The 17905-nt window shown below is 68.5% G+C and carries 12 protein-coding genes; 4 read left to right on the forward strand and 8 right to left on the reverse strand.

The features are described 5' to 3' along the window. Positions 1 to 802 precede the first annotated feature (802 nt). Positions 803 to 1186: a cell division protein SepF gene (locus ACWEPL_RS54805; protein ID WP_350742559.1), complete on the forward strand. Its 384-nt coding sequence runs from the start codon at positions 803 to 805 to the stop codon at positions 1184 to 1186. A gap of 989 nt (positions 1187 to 2175) precedes the next feature. Here the strand turns inward: ACWEPL_RS54805 and ACWEPL_RS54810 are convergent. The 5 genes from ACWEPL_RS54810 to ACWEPL_RS54830 all read right to left on the reverse strand — a co-directional run bounded on the left by ACWEPL_RS54810 (position 2176) and on the right by ACWEPL_RS54830 (position 9817). Beyond that, positions 2176 to 3465 carry a hypothetical protein gene (locus ACWEPL_RS54810; RefSeq protein WP_363985625.1) on the reverse strand — a complete coding sequence of 430 codons (1290 nt, stop codon included), beginning with the start codon at positions 3463 to 3465 and terminating at the stop codon, positions 2176 to 2178. A 162-nt stretch (positions 3466 to 3627) separates the two neighbouring features. Beyond that, positions 3628 to 5355 carry an arginine--tRNA ligase gene (gene argS / locus ACWEPL_RS54815; RefSeq protein WP_452441273.1) on the reverse strand — a complete coding sequence of 576 codons (1728 nt, stop codon included), beginning with the start codon at positions 5353 to 5355 and terminating at the stop codon, positions 3628 to 3630. Next, complete coding sequence (locus tag ACWEPL_RS54820) at positions 5352 to 7688, reverse strand: HAD-IC family P-type ATPase (RefSeq protein WP_452441274.1); 2337 nt, start codon at positions 7686 to 7688, stop codon at positions 5352 to 5354. Before ACWEPL_RS54820 ends, argS begins: the two co-directional genes overlap by 4 nt. A gap of 40 nt (positions 7689 to 7728) precedes the next feature. Continuing rightward, a complete protein-coding gene (gene plsX / locus ACWEPL_RS54825; protein ID WP_397375435.1) occupies positions 7729 to 8748 on the reverse strand; it encodes a phosphate acyltransferase PlsX in 1020 nt (339 codons plus the stop codon). Positions 8749 to 9259: 511 nt separating this feature from the next. Then, positions 9260 to 9817: a DUF1707 SHOCT-like domain-containing protein gene (locus ACWEPL_RS54830; protein WP_363985631.1), complete on the reverse strand. Its 558-nt coding sequence runs from the start codon at positions 9815 to 9817 to the stop codon at positions 9260 to 9262. Positions 9818 to 9995: 178 nt separating this feature from the next. Here ACWEPL_RS54830 and ACWEPL_RS54835 point away from each other — a divergent pair, with 178 nt between their 5' ends. Further along, a complete protein-coding gene (locus ACWEPL_RS54835; RefSeq protein WP_363985633.1) occupies positions 9996 to 11312 on the forward strand; it encodes a KamA family radical SAM protein in 1317 nt (438 codons plus the stop codon). Between the two features lie 462 nt (positions 11313 to 11774). Continuing rightward, positions 11775 to 12782, forward strand: a complete 1008-nt coding sequence (locus ACWEPL_RS54840) for a hypothetical protein (RefSeq protein ID WP_363985635.1) — start codon at positions 11775 to 11777, stop codon at positions 12780 to 12782. Positions 12783 to 13606: 824 nt separating this feature from the next. Here ACWEPL_RS54840 and ACWEPL_RS54845 read toward each other — a convergent pair. The 3 genes from ACWEPL_RS54845 to ACWEPL_RS54855 all read right to left on the reverse strand — a co-directional run bounded on the left by ACWEPL_RS54845 (position 13607) and on the right by ACWEPL_RS54855 (position 15782). Further along, complete coding sequence (locus ACWEPL_RS54845; protein ID WP_192788369.1) at positions 13607 to 13780, reverse strand: hypothetical protein; 174 nt, start codon at positions 13778 to 13780, stop codon at positions 13607 to 13609. Positions 13781 to 13987: 207 nt separating this feature from the next. Next, on the reverse strand, positions 13988 to 14854 hold the full coding sequence (locus ACWEPL_RS54850; RefSeq protein ID WP_363985637.1) for an ABC transporter ATP-binding protein: 867 nt from the start codon (positions 14852 to 14854) through the stop codon (positions 13988 to 13990). Continuing rightward, complete coding sequence (locus ACWEPL_RS54855; RefSeq protein ID WP_363985639.1) at positions 14847 to 15782, reverse strand: ABC transporter permease; 936 nt, start codon at positions 15780 to 15782, stop codon at positions 14847 to 14849. Before ACWEPL_RS54855 ends, ACWEPL_RS54850 begins: the two co-directional genes overlap by 8 nt. Before the next feature lie 476 nt (positions 15783 to 16258). Between ACWEPL_RS54855 and ACWEPL_RS54860 the strand changes: the two genes are divergently transcribed. After that, entirely contained in the window at positions 16259 to 17899 is a 1641-nt protein-coding gene (locus ACWEPL_RS54860; RefSeq protein ID WP_363985641.1) for a peptide ABC transporter substrate-binding protein, read from the forward strand. Positions 17900 to 17905 lie beyond the last annotated feature (6 nt).

Genomic DNA, 17905 nt, shown 5'->3' on the forward strand with positions numbered 1-17905 from the left:
GATGGTACTGCACTCGGGAGGGTGTGGGAGAGTAGGTCGCCGCCGGACAATCTTTGAGGGGGTTCGACGCCTTGTGCGTCGGACCCCCTTTTTTTTTGTGTGCTGTGCCGGCTGTGATGGGGGGCTGTGAGGGCGTTCCCTCGCGCGGCCGGCTGCCCGCCCGCACCCGACGGCCCAGGACGCGTGTCCACGCGCCTGAGGCGTTGGCCCGGGCGCCGCATTCTCATACGTATGCCGTCGCGCCCATCCACGCCGCTGCGCATCGGTCTGCACCCCGCACCGAATTCACCTGCCGCCGTCTCCGTCACCTCCTCGGTCTCCACCCCTGCACCGAATTCGAGTGCCGGCTCCGTCGCCTCCGTTGAATAGAGGACGGGCATCGGCCGGGCTCGGCTGGCGACCACAGTCGAATAGAGGATCGGCATCATGCTGGCTCGGCGGGCGACCACAGAGAGTGACTTCCGGCGGGGAGAGGGAGTCGGCGAGGGCGAATTGGCGGGGCTCTGCGTGGTTCATCCCGATGGCTACTCTCTGCATCCGACCACGAGTAACCGGAGAGCCCAGCAGGCAGCGCGCCGCGCGATTAGGCTGGAAAGCCTTGGCTGGTGAAGGCATCGACAGTGGAGAGGCGCACGTGACCGTTGGCGGGCGGTGGTCGGATATCCAGATGCAAGCGGGCTGCAAGCTGTACAAAATGGAATTAGGGCTGGGCGTGTCGCGTGGCGAATGCGGAATCGTCGGTTACCGTCCAATGTGTAGGGACGTGCCGATTACGGTGAGTTCCTGAGGAAAGGACAAGCCGATGGGGGCAGTGCGCAAGGTGGTGAGCTACCTTGGCCTGAGCGGGGTCGATCACTACGACGAAGGCTATGACGACGACGAGAACTACGAGGACGAGTACGTCCCCGCGACCGAGCGGGCCGCCAGGCGGTGGCGCGCGAACGTCGACTCGTCACGAATCGTGATGGTCCAGCCGCTCAAGTACAACGACGCGCCGTTGATCGGCCAGCACTTCCGTGACGGACAGACGGTAATCATGGACGTCTCGGGCATGGCTATGCCTGAGGCGACGAGGATGGTCGACTTCGCCGCCGGGCTGGCCTATGGGTGCGAAGGGCGGATCGAGCGCATCGCCGACCGCGTCTTCCTGCTCGCGCCGGCGCACGTGGAGATCGAGACCACCTGAGTGTGGTAACCGGGCCGCTGGGCCGTGGTCGGCGCGCAGAGGCGGGCTGCGCTGACCACGACCGCCCGGCGGGGTCGAGCCGGTGGCCGGGTACGGAGGCGGATGGTCAATGCGCCACCGACCTGGGCCATTCAGGCGGGCCGCCAGCGAGTCGCGGTCCGCTGGCCCCTGGGCGGGTTCCCGATGACGACCAGCCCCCTGAACAGCCAAGATGCTGTCCACTGATCGGTGCGCGCTTCCTGACAGGCCACCCGTCCACGGCACTCCGCCTGGACGGCCGCCGCAGCCGATTACCGCAAGTGTTGACCCCGTTCACCGAGGGCCCGATGCCCGTGAGCGTCCAGTCCGGTCATCAAAGGACCGATAACTGGGAGAGTCCGCCCGTCGGCCGTGGCGGGCCGATACCCGTGAGGTCCGGTCCGATGGCCGAGCGGCCGATGCCCGTAAACGTGCAGTCCGTTCGCCATGGAGTCGATGGCTGCAAGCGCCCGCCCCGGTTGGCCGCAGGGCCGATGCCCGTGAGGACCGATCCGATGGCCGAGCGGTCCGATGGCGGTGAACGTCCAGTGCGTTGGGTGTGGGGTCGTTGGACGTAAGCCGCCAGGCCGTTGGCCGAGTGGACCGGCGGTCGGAAACGTCCTGTTCGCATCGCCAAGCGGCCGACTCCGCATGCGCCTTGTCTGTTCGTCAAGCGGCTGACGACCCGCAAGCGTCCTGTCCGTATCTCGTGCGGCCGACGATCATAAGCGCCCTGCCCGTTCGTCAAGCGGCTGACGACCGCGAGCGTCCTGTCGGGTTCTCACGCAGCCGGCGATCATGAGCGCCCTGCCCATATGTCAGGCAGCCGATGAGCGGAAGCGTTTAGCCGGCATCTCACCCGCGCCGATGAGTGGGAGCGTCCAGCCTGCGTCTCACGCGCGCCGACAAGCGTAACGTTCAGTCCGGTGGCCGTAAGTGAGCCGGCAGCGGCCCTTTGCGGGGGAGTGGGGTCAGCTGGCGCGGGGGCCGCGGCGGATGAGGCGGGTCAGTTCGGCTGCGTCCTCCGTGGCCTGCTTGGCGCGCTCGTCCGCCTCCCTCGCGTACGCGTGCAGGGCCCACACCGCCCCCTCCGCCAGCTCCTTCAGCTCGCTGACCTGCGCCGCCACGTACCGGCCGTCGGCTTCGACGAGTTTGCGGCGCTGCCAGAGCTGCCACCCGGCCAGGCCGATCATGGCCACCGCGGCGGCGGCGAACAGGCGGCTGGAGATGACCGCCCCGACGAGGCAGGCGATGCCGGCCACGATCAGGACCATGGCCGCCCACGGACGGGGGCGGGGCATGACGCCGTCCGCGACGAGCGCGGCCTCGGCGGCGGCCAGCGACGACGCCTCCGGGCCCTCCGGGCGCAGGTGGATGCGGTGGCCGAGAAGGGCGACGGTGAGCGTGGTGGGCGGCGCGAGGCGGCTGTCGGCTTCGAGCTCCTCGGCCACGCCGCGCAGGATCGGCCCCGCCACGTGCAGGGCGATCGCCGCCAGGTGCGGGTCGGAGCCGGGGCGGAGGTCTTCGAGCAGGTACGAGTTGAGCGAGGCCATCGGGCCGGCCGGGCCGCCGAGGCCGATCAGGAAGCGCAGGATGGCGAGCGGCTCGTCCTCCGCCCAGCTGGAGGCCGGGCTGCCCGAGCTGTTGTCGAGCGAGATGGCGGTGTCCTGATCGGCCTGCCGCGTCGAGGTGATCTCGGCGCATCGCCCGCGCAGTCTCGCGAGGCGGGCGGCCGCCATGGCGGGTCTGGCCAGTTCGGGGATCTCGGCCATCTCCGGGAAGTCGACCAGCGATGGCGGCACCACGACCGACGGCTCGCCCGGCACCAGCGCCTGCACCCATTGCTCCGGGTCGGCGTGTTCCTGGACGGCCAGGGCGTCGAGTTTGCGCAGCACGAAGATCTTGCCGGCGGGGCCGTACGCCCCCCGGGCGGCGGCCAGCCAGAGCGAGCGCTGGCCGTGGGAGACCGGCCGGTCGAGTGAGAGCTCGCCGAAGGCGGTGCCGAGCCAGGAGGCGTGGATGCGGCTGCCCTGCCCGGACACCGCGAGGGCCAGGCAGAGGAACAGCGCGGTCTGCTGCTGGTCACGCCCGGCGGCCCTGCTCAGGGGCTCCAGCGGGTCGTCGCCCGCGAGGATGGCGACCAGCGCTTCGATGGCCGGGGGCAGCCAATAGCCGGGTATATCGCGAAAACCTGGTGCGGCGGGAGGCGCGGCGCCCTTGGCGGCGAGGTGAGCGAGCAGCGCCTCAGCGTAGCGATGCAACTCCGTAGCCGCTGGGGGGCTCGCAGTAAGGTCCGTGCTCAAGGCAGAGAACTCCCCCATTTCGGCCTCAATTCATGACCGCGTAAAGCCTAGCCGTTCGGGCGCGCCAACCAGGTGAAGGCGCGCCCACGGCGGATCTGCGGGCTTTGAGCCAACTGCCTGTTACATACGCTCGGGAACGGGGACACCTAGAAGGTTGAGCCCCTTCTCCAGAACGTCCAGGACCAGCTTGCACAGGGCCAGCCGGTGTTGCCTGGTCTCCGGGTCGACGCCTTCCTTGGTCACCGGGCACTCATCGTAGAACGTGCTGAAGAGGCTGGCGGTCTGGAACAGGAAGTTGCACAGCCGGTGTGGCTCGGACTCGGTGGTGGCCTGGGAGACCACCTCGCCGAAACCGAGCAGCTGGAGGCCCAGCGCGCGCTCGGCCGGTGCGGCCAGCACGATGGGGCCCTTCGCGTCGGCCGGAGCCATCTCCGCCTTGCGGAAGATGGAGCGGATCCTGGCGGTGGCGTACTGCATGTAGGGGCCGGTGTTGCCGGTGAAGCTGATCATGCGGTCGAAGTCGAGGACGTACTCGCTGTCGTGACTGACCGACAAATCGGCATATTTCACCGCGCCCATGCCGACGGCGTGCGCGATCTCCTGCGTGGTGGCCTCGTCGTAGCCCCGGTCGGCGATGGCCGCCGTGGCCCGGTCGACGGCCTCCTGGAGCAGGTCCATCAACTTGACGGACTCGCCGGAGCGGGTCTTGAACCGGCGCCCGTCCTTGCCCAGCATCATGCCGATCTGGACGTGCTCGGCCGAGACCGAGTCGGGCAGCCAGCCCGCCAGCCGCGCCCCTGCGAACACCATCCGGAAGTGCAGCGCCTGCTCGTTGCCCACGACGTAGAGGATGCGCTCGGCCTTCAGGTCGTGGACGCGGTAGCGGATCGCCGCCATGTCGGTGGTGGCGTAGCCGTACCCGCCGTCGCTCTTCCTGATGATCAGCGGCAGCGGCTTGTCGTCGGAGCCGGTGAAGCCGGGCGGGAACACGCAGAGCGCGCCGTCGCTGATCACCGCCGTCCCGGCCGCCTCGAGGTCGTCGCACGTCTTCTGGAGCATGGGGTTGTACATGCTCTCGCCGGCGAGGTCGGCATCGGTCAGCGTCACGCCGAGCAGCTGGTAGACCTTGTTGAAGTAGCGGACGGTGGCTTCCATGAACACGTGCCACAGCCGCATCGTCTCAGTGTCGCCCGACTGCAGCGTGGTCACCCGCACCCGGGCGCGCTGCCTGAAGCCGTCGTCGGAGTCGAACTTCGCCCGCGCAGCCTGGTAGAACTCCGTGCCCTGGCCGGCCTCCAGCTGCGCGACCGCAGCCTCCTCGCCGATCTCGAGCAGGTGCTCGATGAGCATGCCGAACGGCGTGCCCCAGTCGCCCAGGTGGTTCTGCCTGATCACGGTGTTGCCGAGGTGCTCGTGCAGGCGGGCCAGCGAGTCGCCCACGATCGTGGTGCGCAGGTGGCCGACGTGCATCTCCTTGGCCGCGTTGGGCGCGGAGTAGTCGATCACCACGGTCTGCGACGGCGTGATCGTGCCGACGCCGAGCCGCGGGTCGGCCAGCATCCGCCTCGCCTCGGACTCGATCCACGAGTCTTCGAGGGTGATGTTGAGGAAACCGGGGCCGCTGACCTCGATCGTGCCGGGGAAGTCGGACAGCTCCGTCTTGATCGCCTCGGCGACCTCCCGCGGCGCCCGTCGCAGTCGCTTGGCCAGGCTCATCGCGACGTTCGCCTGGAAGTCGGCGAACTGGGAGGGCCGGATCAGCGGATCTGCGTCGGCGTGCTCGGAGCCGAACGCGCGGGCCAGCGCCTGCTGGACGCGCTCGGTGAGCATTATCTGCGGGTCGGTCATGTTCTAAGGGTACCGGCGACCTTGACAGCGACGCTTATCATTACCGCCGCCACGATCGAGATGCCGACGGCGGTCAGATCGTTGCTGAGGTCGCCGGGTTCGAGGGCGAAGAAGTGCCGTACGAAGGGGATCGTCAATCCGATCGCGAACGCCGCCGCCATCGAGGCGACCAGCGCGATCCGCCACCAGTTGAGCGGCCTGGCGATCAGCACGAGCACCCACCAGGTGGTGAGGAAGAGCGTGATCACCGCCGACGTCTGATCCTCGACGAGCGTGGACGTGCCGCTGTGAGCGGCCCAGAACGACAGCAGCACCGCCGCCGCGCACAACACCCCGGCGGGTACGGCGAAGCGCAGCACCCTGGGGACGAACCCCGGCTTCGAGCGCTCGAACGTGGGCGCGAGCGCGAGGAAGAGCGCGGGGACGCCGATGGTCAGGGCGTTCGTCAGGGTGGAGTGGCGGGGCGCGAACGGGAACATGACCCCGGCCACGCCGACCAGCAGCGACAGCACGATCGCGTAGAAGGTCTTGGTGAGGAAGAGGTTGGAGACGCGTTCGATGTTGGCCAGCACCCGCCGTCCCTCGCCCACGACGTGCGGCAGCGTGGCGAACTTGTCGTCGAGCAGCACCACCTGCGCGACCGCCTTGGTGGCCGGGCTGCCCGCGCCCATCGCGATGCCGAGGTCGGCGTCCTTGAGCGCGAGCACGTCGTTGACGCCGTCGCCCGTCATGGCCACGGTGTGGCCCCTGGCCTGGAGCGCGGTGACGAACTGCCGCTTCTGCCGGGGGCTGACGCGGCCGAACACGGTGTGGGAGTCGAGCAGCTCGCCCAGCTTGGCCTCGTCGTCGTAGGGGAGGTCGCGGGCGTCGATCGAACGGTGCGCGTCCGGGATCTCGAGGCCGGTGGCGATGGCGGAGACCGCGGTGGGGTTGTCGCCGGAGATGACCTTGACCGCTACGCCCTGCTTGGCGAAGTAACGGAGGGTTTCCTGGGCGTCGGGCCTGACGCGCTGCTTGAGCGTGACGAGCGCCACCGCCTCGATGGGCGTCCTGTCCGGCTTGGTGCGTGCCTCGGCCGTCTGAGGTGCGGGCAGGGTGCGGGCGCGGCCCAGGACGAGCACGCGGGCACCGGTGGTGGCCAGCTCGGCGGCCCGGTCGTAGGCGTCCCCGCCGTCGAGCAGCACGTCCGGCGCTCCCAGAACCCACGCGCCCCGCTCGCCGAAGTGGGCCCCGCTCCATTTACGCGCCGACGAGAACGGCACCGTCTCACCGGCCGTCCATCCGTCCCGGGCGCTCTGGTAGCGGGCCCGGATGGCCTGGGCGGTGGCGTTCGGCGAGTGGTCGAGGTGGGCCAAGGCGGCCAGCGCGTCCTCGACCGGGTGGCCGTCGCGCAGGGGCAGCACCTGGTCGAGGTCCATGCCGCCGGCGGTGAGCGTGCCCGTCTTGTCCAGGCACAGCACGTCCACCCTGGCCAGGCCCTCGATCGCGGGCAGCTCCTGGACCAGGCACTTGCGCCGGCCCAGCCGTACGACGCCGACGGCGAACGCGATCGAGGTCATCAGCACCAGCCCCTCGGGGATCATGGTGACGATGCCCGCGACCGCGCCGGTGATCGCGGTGCCGAAGTCGGCGGAGTGCTTGAGCTGGCTGTAGATCAGCAGGGCCCCGATGGGGATGACCAGCCAGGTGATGTACTTGATGAAGTTCGCCACGCCTTCGCGCAGCTCGGAGTGGGCGAGGTGGAACTTGCTCGCCTCTTCCGCGAGCTTCACCGCGTACGCGTCGGTGCCGACCCGCGTGGCCACGAACGCGCCCGCGCCCGCCACGGCGAAGCTGCCTGACAGGACCTCGTCCCCGGGCTGCTTGTGCACCGGGTCGGCCTCGCCGGTCAGCAGGGACTCGTCCACCTCCAGCCCGTCGGACTCGATCACCTCGCCGTCCACCAGCAGGCGGTCGCCGGGGCCGAGCAGGATCAGGTCGCCTAAGACCACCTGGCGGGGCTGGACCAGCCGTTCTCCGCCGTCCCGCCGGACCCGTACGGGCGCCTCGTTGATCACCGCGAGCTTGTCGAGCGTGCGCTTGGCGCGGAGCTCCTGGATGATGCCGATCAGCACGTTGGCCACGATGACCAGGCCGAACAGGCTGTCCTGCCACTCGCCGAAGATCAGGACCAGCGCCCAGAGCACGCCGATGACGAGGTTGAACAGGGTGAAGACGTTCGCCCTGACGATCGCGCTCAGCGACCTGCTCGACCGCCGCGGCACGTGGTTGGGCTTTGCCCCCACCACCTGCGCCGAAGTGAGTCCGTTGGCCGCTGTGGAGAGCCGGTCCACATAACCCCCTGTTTCTGTGGATCGGTCACACCCTACGGCGTCACCACAATCTGTGGGAGCGAGGCGTGGTGGCTGTCTTGTCGCCGATGCGGGCCACGATTCCGGCCGCGGACAGGTCGGCCGCGAGCTTGCAGGCCGCGCTGATCCCGTCGGCCCTGGACGAGCCGTGGGCGATCACGACGGTCCCGTTCAGGCCGAGCAGCACGGCACCGCCGTACGCCTCGGGGTCGAGGCGGCGGCGCAGCTCGCGGATGCGCGAGCGCTGCATCGCGGCTCCCAGTCTGGCCAGCCTGCTGTCGGTGACGGCGGCCCTGAGCTCGGAGAACGCGTAGCGGACCGCGCCTTCCATGGTCTTCAGCGCCACGTTCCCGGTGAACCCGTCGGTGGTGATCACGTCCACCTTGCCGGTCAGCAGGTCGTGTCCCTCGACGTTCCCCTCGAACCGGAGGCCGGGGGAGGCCAGCAGCAGCTCGTGGGCGCGCTTGACGAGCTTGTTGCCCTTCTCGGCCTCGCTGCCGATCGTGAGCAGGCCGACCCGGGGCGTCTCGATGCCGTACGCGAGCTCGGCGTAGGCCGCCCCCAGCTGGGCGAACTGCACCAGCATTTCCGGCTTGACCTCGGCGTTGGCGCCCGCGTCTATGAGCACGGTGGGGTTGGGGAGGGTGGGGATGGGGACCGCTATGGCCGGTCTCAGCACGCCTTGCTGGCCTTTGAGCCGCAGCCGGCCGGTGGCCACGATACCCGCCGTCGAGCCCGCGGACACGACCGCGCCGGCGTCGCCGCGGCGTACGAGATGGCAGGCGACGGCGATGCTCGAGCGGGGCCGGCGCAGGCTCGCCAGCGCGCCCTCGTCCATCGCCAGGGCCTCCTCGGCCCGTACGATCGGGACCTCCTTGGTGGCGTCGTGGTCGGCGAGTGCCTCGTAGAGCACGCGGGGCGAGCCGACGAGCACGACGGACAGACCGCGCTCCCGCACGGCGTGCACCGCTCCCGCGACGATCTCGTGGGGTGCGTGGTCGCCGCCCATGGCGTCGATCGCGATGGGCCTGCTGTCGGACAATGATCACCTCGTACGGCATCGAGCCCGCCGCCACGGCTTGACCGGAACGCGGGCTCGGTATGTCCGCATCGTAGGCAAGGCAGGTGCCAGGTTAACCGGCGGGTAGGCCCTGTTGGTTCCCCCGAGGGCCCCTTCCAGTCTCGCCGACCACCCGGCCCGCTCCCCACACCTCGCCCCCGGTCGCCCGGATCACCTCCCGGCCCCTACCGCGACCCCTTCGGACTTGCCGCACCGGGGCTCGGCGCTTGCGGCCGCGACCCCCGGGCACGCGAAGGCGTGGCCTACGACCGCCAGGTCCACGAGGGCGCAGGTGTACGGCCGTCGGGTCCGCGAGGGCGCGGTGTACGGCCGTCGGGGTTCGAGAAGGCGCGTGGACGACCGCCGGGCCCGCTGAAGCACGGCGTACGACCGTCGGGCCCGCGGGACGGAGGGCGGCGGTGGGACGGTGTCGCTGTCGGGCCGTGACGGGCGTGGTCGGGCGTACGGGACCTGGGCTTCCCGAGACGCCCGCTCAGTGGAGGTTCCAGTCGTCCTTCCCGCGCGACACGATCACCTTGGAGAACTTCGACGCCCCCGTGACCCGGATCAGCGGCCCGTCGGCCTGCGAGCCGCCCGTCACGCTGCGCTTGCCGAACATGGAGCTGCCCTCGTCGATCACGTGCGCGTTGTCAGGAACGCGCACGATCAGCTTGCTGAACCAGGCGTTCGTCTCGATGGTGATCTCGCGGCCGGGCAGCACCGCGTCCGAGAGGTCGATGATGAGCGCCCCGAACCGGGCGGACAGCCGGGTGTTGCGGGAGGCCACCCACCGCCCCTTGCGGACGATCTTGCTGAACTTCGAGTCGATGACCTGCTGCTCGATGGCGGCGGGCACGTTTGACGCGGACACCTCGGGCAGATCCCGGGTGAGGGGGACGAGTTCGCCCACCGTCTTCGCCGCGTAGGCGACGTCCAGGCGGTCGGCGTGCTCGACGCTGGTGAGTCTTCCTGTGGCGAGGGCCTCTGACAGGACCGCGGCCACGCGGTCGCGGTCGGCGTCTGAGGCCCGCTGGTCAGGGTCATGGATCACGATAAATCAGTGTATGCCTATTCGCGATATGTCGCGAGTGCCCGCAAACCTCAAGGAAAACTTGGAGTCCAGCGGAACCGCTGACGTGCCTGACAGCGTCCGGGTATTAAGAACCGTAGACGCGCGACAAGGTCGTGAGGTTTACACGCGATCGAACAAAAAAGATGGGAACGGCCTAGTGATCTTGAACCAAGCTGGCACGCGACGCTTCAAGGCGTACACGTCCAAGCACCTCGACGAGCTCTTGAAGCGTGCGGGGCTCGGCGACGATGAGCGGCTGAAGGTCCGCGCCGTCGCCACTGTGCTGCCGTTCCGGACCAACGCCTACGTCGTCGATGAACTCATAGATTGGTCGGCCGCACCCGACGACCCGATTTACCGGCTCGTCTTCCCGCAGGAGGACATGCTTCCCGCGACCGACGTGGCCCGGCTGGCGGACCTGCTCAAGGCCGAGGCGCCGAACGTCGAGATCCAGGCGGAGGCGAACCGGGTACGTGCCCAGCTCAACCCGCACCCCGCCGGCCAGAAGGAGCTCAACGTCCCGAGGATGGGCGACGAGCCGGTGCCCGGCATGCAGCACAAATATTCAGAGACCGCGCTGATCTTCCCCAAGCAGGGGCAGACCTGTCACGCGTACTGCACCTACTGCTTCAGATGGGCGCAGTTCGTCGGGGACGCGGACCTGAAGTTCGCCTCCGACGACATCGGCCAGATGGTGGCCTACCTTCGCCAGCATCCCGAGGTCACCAGCGTCCTGATCACCGGCGGCGACGCGATGATCATGGGCGAGCCCGTCATCAGGCGATATATCGAGCCTTTGTTGGACCTGGAGCAGCTCGAGTCCATCAGGATCGGCACCAAGGCGCTGGCCTACTGGCCGCAGCGCTTCACCACCGACCCTGACGCCGACGCCACGCTCGGGCTGTTCGAGGAGGTGGTGAACGCGGGCAAGAACCTCGCGTTCATGGCGCACTTCACGCACCCGCGCGAGCTGGAGTCGCCGCTGGTGGAGTCGGCCGTCAAGCGCATCCTCGGCAGCGGGGCCACCATCAGGACCCAGGCGCCGCTGATCCGGTCCATCAACGACGACCCGGCCGTGTGGTCGCACATGTGGCGGCGGCAACACCGGATGGGGATGATTCCGTATTACATGTTCATCGAGCGCGACACCGGGCCCCAGGACTACTTCGCGGTGCCGCTGGCGCGCGCCTACGAGGTCTTCAGGGACGCGTACTCGACCGTCTCGGGGCTCTGCCGCACGGTCCGCGGGCCGTCGATGTCGGCCACGCCGGGCAAGGTGTGCGTCGACGGCGTCACCGAGATCGCGGGCGAGCAGGTGTTCATGCTCCACTTCATCCAGGCGCGCGACCCCTCACTCGTGGGGCGGCCGTTCTTCGCGCGCTACGACCCGTCGGCGGTCTGGCTGACGGATCTGCGCCCGGCCTTCGCCGAACGTTTCCCGTTCGAGCCCGCCGGCGCGCTGCTGCCCGCCTGACCGGTCGTCCGCGCCCACGCGACCGAAAATCCGCCCCCGCGGCCCGTGACATTTGTTTTCGCGACCCTTTGTTCACGGGCCGCCGGGGACGTAAATTTCCCAGGATCCGCTCCAAGTTTTCGTGTACGCGATCCAAAGCTTCCCCGTACGCGATCCGAACCGACGCGCTCGTGATGCCGAACCGAGCGCGCGCAATATCGGAAACTAGACCCGTCTATTTCCCGTTTTGTCTCCCCGCTCAACGCTCTCCCTTTACTCGGTAACCGGCCTGCAAACCCCTGCTACATGGGCTTTCATGCGCCTGCGGCCGATCACCGCGAGTGGTAGAACTGCTGGCGTAGCTCAGCCGTGACGGCACGCTTCGTGTGGTGCCCATAGCGCGCCCGCCACGGCTTTCGGGGGTTATCGATTCGCATTTCCACCGCATTCGAGAGCGATCGATCACGAGCCGGGAAGGCAATCATGAATCGAGTAGTCAAGGCGGCTGTCGCCGTCACAGTATTCGGCCTGGCGGCGGCTTTGGCCGTGCCGGCACAAGCGGAAGTCGGGAACAACGGCGTCAGGAGCGACGGGGGCGGCACCAACAGCCCGCTCGACAGCCTGCTGGGCGGCGGCCTGCTGAACGACGGCCTGCTGAGCGGGCTGATCGGGGGCGGCCAGCTGAACGGGCTGCTGGGCGGCGGCCTTCAGGGCAAGTCCGCGGCACAGCCCAGCCGTCCGATGACGGACGTCGAGCGGGACATCGCAGCAGAGAACCGGCAGAGGTACTCCACCACGCCGAACGCGGCCGAGGACGTCACCAACTTCGGCGGTCCGCTGCCGGAGCTGTCGCCGATCGTCGGCGGGTTCTCGCTCGGCGGCGGGGGCCTGACCGAGTCCCTGCCCGTGCCCGTCCTGTCGGGGGCGGCACGCATGGCCCAGCCCGTCGCGACCTCGGTGAAGTCCGGCAAGCAGGGCGGCGGCCAGGTCGTGAGCGAGGGAGACACCCTGCGCGGCGCATACGACGCGACGACGGGCCTGCTCAACACGTCCTTCGGCGACGCGATGAACAAGCTGAACAACAACAGCGTGCTGCCGGGCACCGGATCCAGCCTGCTGAACACCAGCGCGGCCACGGCCAAGACCATGAGCGGCACCAGCAAGGGCGTCGAGACGCTGTCGGCCGAGTCGATCGTGGCCGGCCTCGGCGAGGCGGCCCGGCGGGCCCTGCCGCACGCCGCGAGCGGCCGGCTGTCGCCGATGATCGGCCAGGTCGCGCCGGTCGAGATGGCTCCGGTCATCGAGGCGCTGCCCAGCACCGCGCAGGCCGCCTCCATGGACGAGCTCACGCCGCTCGTCGAGGACACCTCGGGCGTCGTGTCCGCCAACGGCACCAAGGCCACCGGCACCTACGGTGACGTGCTGACCGCGCTCGGATGGTCCACCGACTCGCTGACGAGCTCGGTGCGGGACTCCTGGATTCGCGACTAGACGCGATCGAGGCGCCGTAGAGCGGCGGCTCGCCGAGGGCCGGGATGACGGTTCGCGGGCGTCCAAGGTGCCGACGCCCATGAACCGGCCGTACCGGCTGCGAAGCGGTCCCGTTCGCGCGCCTCAGCTGTTCCCTGAACGGCGTGTTCCCTTTCCCGGGCCGGACGGCTGCCGGCGCTCTGGCGCGGCAGGTCCGGTGTCGTCGCCGCGACGTGGCGCGTCGCGTGCCGATGTGCTGGAACGGCGGTCCGCGTGCCGCCCGTTCCCGCCCGGCAGGCCCGGTGCCGTCACTCTGGTGCGGTAGGTCGGCGGGGGCTGACTGGGAACACCGGCGCTGCGGCGCGGCAGGGGGCTGGCTGGGGACGTTCTCGCACCGGCGCGGCAGGCCGGCGGGGCGCTCACAGGTGCCGAGCGCCGACGGCACTGGCGCGCGTGGGTGGCGAGACCCCGCGCAAGCGGGCAGGTCTCATGACGGGCCTGGGCGGACGCGCCCACGCCCTGGCTCGCGCAGCGCGCCGCCACTGCAGGGCAGCGGCGTCGCACGAGCCCGCCGCCGACCCCGGTATCTGGGGTCGGCGGCTTTTTCATGCGCTGGCTGTGGGGGCCGTTCTTTTGCGCTGCCCGGGGGCCGGCGAAACCCCCATCCTGTACGGCGGAGCACGGGCGGCGCCACCCGCCGCACGTGGCTGAGCGCCTCCAGGGTGACGCCCGCTGACCCGCACGGGGCCGGCCGCCGTTACGGCGTGCTCTCAACCGTCCAAGAGGGCGGTGGGTCGTGGTCTGCGGAGTGGGTGATTGTCGGGATTACGGGCCGGTCGGAGGGCTCAGGGCAGGCGGACGCCGGTGCGACGCGCTATCTGGGCCTGCAGCCTGGCCATCTGCCAGTGCAGCTCCAGCAGCTGCTCGGCGAGCTGTATCCGGGGAATCTCGGCCACGTCCTCGGTGGCCAGGTGGTCGATCGCGGTCGAAAGCTCCACCATCGCGCGCTCCCACTCCATCAGCGTACCTCGGATCGAATTGACGTTCGAATCCTATCGGAACGGCAGGCTCGCTGTCAGTCATTTGCCACTGCAGTCGCGCGCGTTTCGCACACAACAGCGAAAAGCGTGGATGTCGGTGTTTGTGGCCGTAACCCGGCAGGGCATCGGGCCGGAGCGGGGGGAGGCTCCGAGCCGTGAGCGGCGGCGGTCGCGCCGTGAGAGAGGTCAGCCCTTGTTGTAGGCGGCGATGACTTCCTTCGGGTCGCCGTCCATCTTGATCTTGCCCTTGTGCAGCCAGATGACGCGGTTGCAGGTCTCCTCGATGACCTTGAGGTCGTGGGCCACGAGGAAGACCGTGCCGGCGGACTCGCGGATCTGGCGGATGCGCTCCTCGCTCTTCTTGCGGAACTCGCGGTCGCCCGTGGCCAGGGCCTCGTCGATGAGGAGGACGTCGTGGGTCTTGGCCGAGGAGATGGCGAAGCGGAGCCGGGCGCCCATGCCGGAGGAGTAGGTGGACATGGGGAGCTGGACGAACTCGTCGATGCCGGAGAAGTCGACGATCTCCTGGTACTTCTCGCGGACCTCGGCAGGCGTCATGCCCATGGCGTAACAGCCGAGCACGATGTTGCGCTCACCGGTGAGCTCGCGCATGAGGGCCGCGTTGACGCCGAGCAGCGAGGGCTGGCCGTCGGTGTAGACGGCGCCCTTGTGCGGCGGGAGGAGGCCCGCGATGGCCCGCAGCAGCGTGGACTTGCCCGAGCCGTTGCGGCCCACGATGCCGATGGCGTCGCCGTGGTAGGCCACGAAGGTCACGCCCTTGACCGCGTGGACCTCTTTCATCTGCGGGCGGCCCTGGCGCCTGAGGATGCGCGTGAGGGCGTTGACCGCGTTGCCCTTCTCGGCGTCGGAGGCCGCGCCGTAGACGCGGTAGACGATGTGGAGATCGTCGACGATGACGGTCGGAGTGCCCGTGGGGACGTCGAGTGGCCGCTTGCCCTGGGGCTCCGGATCTGGATGCACTCTCACATCCTTGCCGGGGACGGCGGGCTTCTCGCCCTTCACCTGTGACAGCTCCTTGGTAAGTTCAGCCACGCCCGTACCTCTCCTCGGACCGCCAGAAGTACCAGAAGCCGAAGCCGAGTGCGAACACCGCCCAGAATACGCAGGACGCCAGCACCATGGTGGGGGGGTGGTGGCCGAACTGCGGATTGTGGGTCGAGATGAGGATCTCGCGCATCCATTCGATGTAGGAAGCGGCGGGGTTCATGTACATCACATTGGCCACCCATTGGGGCAGCCCGGCGGAGCCGACGACCTTGTCCTGGATCGAGAAGAACACGCCGGAGGCGTAGAGCCAGGTGCGGGTGATGAACGGCAGCAACTGGTTGAGATCGCGCATCGAGGCGCCGAGCCGGGCGACGATCAGGCCGGCACCGATGTTGAACATCGTCTGGAGCAGCAGCACCACGGGGATCATGAGCCAGAACCAGTTGAGCCCCTCGCCGGTGAGCATCACGATGACGAGCAGGATGCCCATGGAGATGGCGAGCTGCTGGAGCTCCTGGATCGTGTAGGCCAGCGGCAGCGAGGCGCGGGGGAAGTGGAGCGCTCTGATGAGCGACAGGTTGCCCGAGATCGACTTGGCGCCCGCGGTGACCGTGCGCTGCGTGTAGGTGAAGACGAACATCCCGGTCAGCAGGAACGCCGTGTAGTTGGGGATGTTCTTGCTGCCACCGAGGATGAGGCCGAACATCAGGAAGTAGATGCCGGCGTTGAGCAGGGGGGTCAGCACCTGCCAGAGCTGGCCGAGAGCCGAGCTGGTGTACTTCGAGACGTTGCGCGAGGTCGCGTACGTCAGGATGAAGTGTCGCCGCTCCCAGAGCTGGCGCACGTAGACAGGGAACCTCGGCCGCGCGATGGCACGGCGAAGTCCGTATCTCTTGGCGAGCTTGGCCAGCGGCTCCTGCCCGCTTCGGCCGCCCGCCTGGGCGTCCGCGACAGCGGATTCCGGCTGGCTCATGGCAAGGACTCTATTGGATCCCGGTCGGTGGGGTGCCTGCCGCGCGGGTTGGCGGCAGCGTCAGTTGGACGGAGCCTCGGGACGCTCGGTTCCCAAGGTGCCGTCAAGACCTGCTCAACCGTAGCCCAGCGCGGCGCGGTGCGCTGGCAAGGGCGCGACCACTCTCATGTAGAGGGTAATTTTCATCGTCTGTTCACGTCCCGGCCGTACCGGTTACACGGGCTCTGTACGATTTGTTGCCTGTTGGGCTAAATGTCTGTGACGCTGGATTGGCACACGTGTGACCGAACTGCAACGCGCCAGAGACTCCCTGGTGGCAAGTAGTAAGGGATAGTCGCGATCGACTGGCAGGGCGTCGGCTGGTTTGACCATGTCAGCCAAACCCGGGGGGAAAACCAGGATCCCCCCGTCAGGCTGCTCACGATCACCGCAGCTCAGCGCTAACGCCCACCTGTAGAGGGAGGAATTCTTTCACCATGCGTGTTACTAAGGGCGCACAGATCGTCGCCGGTACCGCGCTGCTCGCCCTCGCGGTTGCCGCGTGTGGCGGTGGCGCCTCTGACAGTGGCGGCACTGCTGCCGGAGGCGGCGGGGAGACGCCGGTCCGCATGGAGATCGGCGAGCCCCAGGAGCTCCTGAACCCCCAGAACACGACCGAGACCGAGGGGTCCGAGGTCCTCGCCGCAGTGTTCTCCCCGCTGGTCCGCTACGACGAGAACAAGCAGCCGGTCGAGGAAGCCGCCGAGTCGATCACGACGTCGGACAGCAAGGTCTGGACGATCAAGCTCAAGTCCGGCTACACGTGGCACGACGGCACGCCGGTTACCGCCGCCGACTACGCTCGCGCGTGGAACTACGCGGCCCTGCAGGACAACGCCATGAGCTCGTCCTACTTCTTCGGGCGCGTCGACGGCTACGCCGACGTCCACCCGGGTGAGGGCAAGACGCCGACGGCCAAGGAGATGAAGGGTCTCAAGGTCGTCGACGACTCCACGCTCGAGGTGACGCTCTCGGCGCCGTTCTCGCAGTTCAAGACGATGCTGGGCTACACCGCGTTCTACCCGATGCCGAAGGCGGCCCTCGGTGCCGACGGCAAGGTGACGCAGACCTTCGGCGAGCAGCCGATCGGTCAGGGCCTGTTCAAGCTCGACAAGCCCTACAAGAAGGGCACCGACCAGACCATCGACCTGACGGTCTACGACAAGTTCCCGGGCGCCAAGCCGAAGAACTGGAAGAAGCTCCAGTTCAAGGTCTACACGAGCTCCGAGACCGCGTTCAACGACCTGCAGGCCGAGAACCTGGACATCCACGACTCGCTGCCGCCGTCGACGATCGCCACGGCCAAGTCCGTGCTCGGCGACCGCTACCACGACGAGCCCGACGCCGCCGTGGGTTACATCGGCGTCCCGCTGCAGTACAACCCCGAGTTCAAGGACCCGCAGGTCCGCAAGGCCATCTCGCTGGCCATCGACCGGAAGACCATCACCGAGACGGTCTTCTCCGGCACCCGCGCCCCCGCCGACGACTTCATCAACCCGGCCATCCCCGGTTACCGCCAGGGCGCCTGCGACGCGTGCACGTACAACCCGGCCGAGGCCAAGAAGCTGTACGACGCCGCCAAGGGCCCCAAGACCATCGAGCTGGGCTACAACGCCGACGGTGGCCACAAGGAGTGGATCGAGGCTGTCGCCAACAACCTCCGCGCCAACCTGGGCATCGAGGTCACGCCGAAGCCGTTCGAGAAGTTCCAGGGCATCCTGGACGCCCTGGACGCCAAGGAGTACAAGGGCCTCTTCCGTATGGGCTGGTCCATCGACTACCCGTCGGCCGAGAACTACCTGACCCCGATCTTCGGCACCGGCTCCATCGGCACCGGCTCCAACTACGGTGGTTACTCCAACAAGGAGTTCGACGAGCTGGTCTCCAAGGGTGACCAGGCCGCGGACGCCGCCGAGGGCCTGAAGTTCTACCAGCAGGCCGACGACATCCTCATCAAGGACCTTCCGTACATCCCGGTTTACTTCTACCGGAGCAACTTCGGGTACTCCTCGAAGGTGAAGAACGTCAAGCTCAACCTGCTCAACCAGGTTAACTGGGTCGACATCGAGAAGGCCTGACGTTCA

Source organism: Nonomuraea sp. NPDC004186 (assembly GCF_053603495.1).

Coding starts and splice junctions, on each gene's coding strand:
- ACWEPL_RS54805 (WP_350742559.1), top strand. CDS start 803: ATGGGGGCAGTGCGCAAGGTGGTGAGCTACCTTGGCCTGAGCGGGGTC.
- argS (WP_452441273.1), bottom strand. CDS start 5,355: ATGACCGACCCGCAGATAATGCTCACCGAGCGCGTCCAGCAGGCGCTG.
- ACWEPL_RS54840 (WP_363985635.1), top strand. CDS start 11,775: ATGAATCGAGTAGTCAAGGCGGCTGTCGCCGTCACAGTATTCGGCCTG.
- ACWEPL_RS54845 (WP_192788369.1), bottom strand. CDS start 13,780: ATGGAGTGGGAGCGCGCGATGGTGGAGCTTTCGACCGCGATCGACCAC.
- ACWEPL_RS54855 (WP_363985639.1), bottom strand. CDS start 15,782: ATGAGCCAGCCGGAATCCGCTGTCGCGGACGCCCAGGCGGGCGGCCGA.
- ACWEPL_RS54860 (WP_363985641.1), top strand. CDS start 16,259: ATGCGTGTTACTAAGGGCGCACAGATCGTCGCCGGTACCGCGCTGCTC.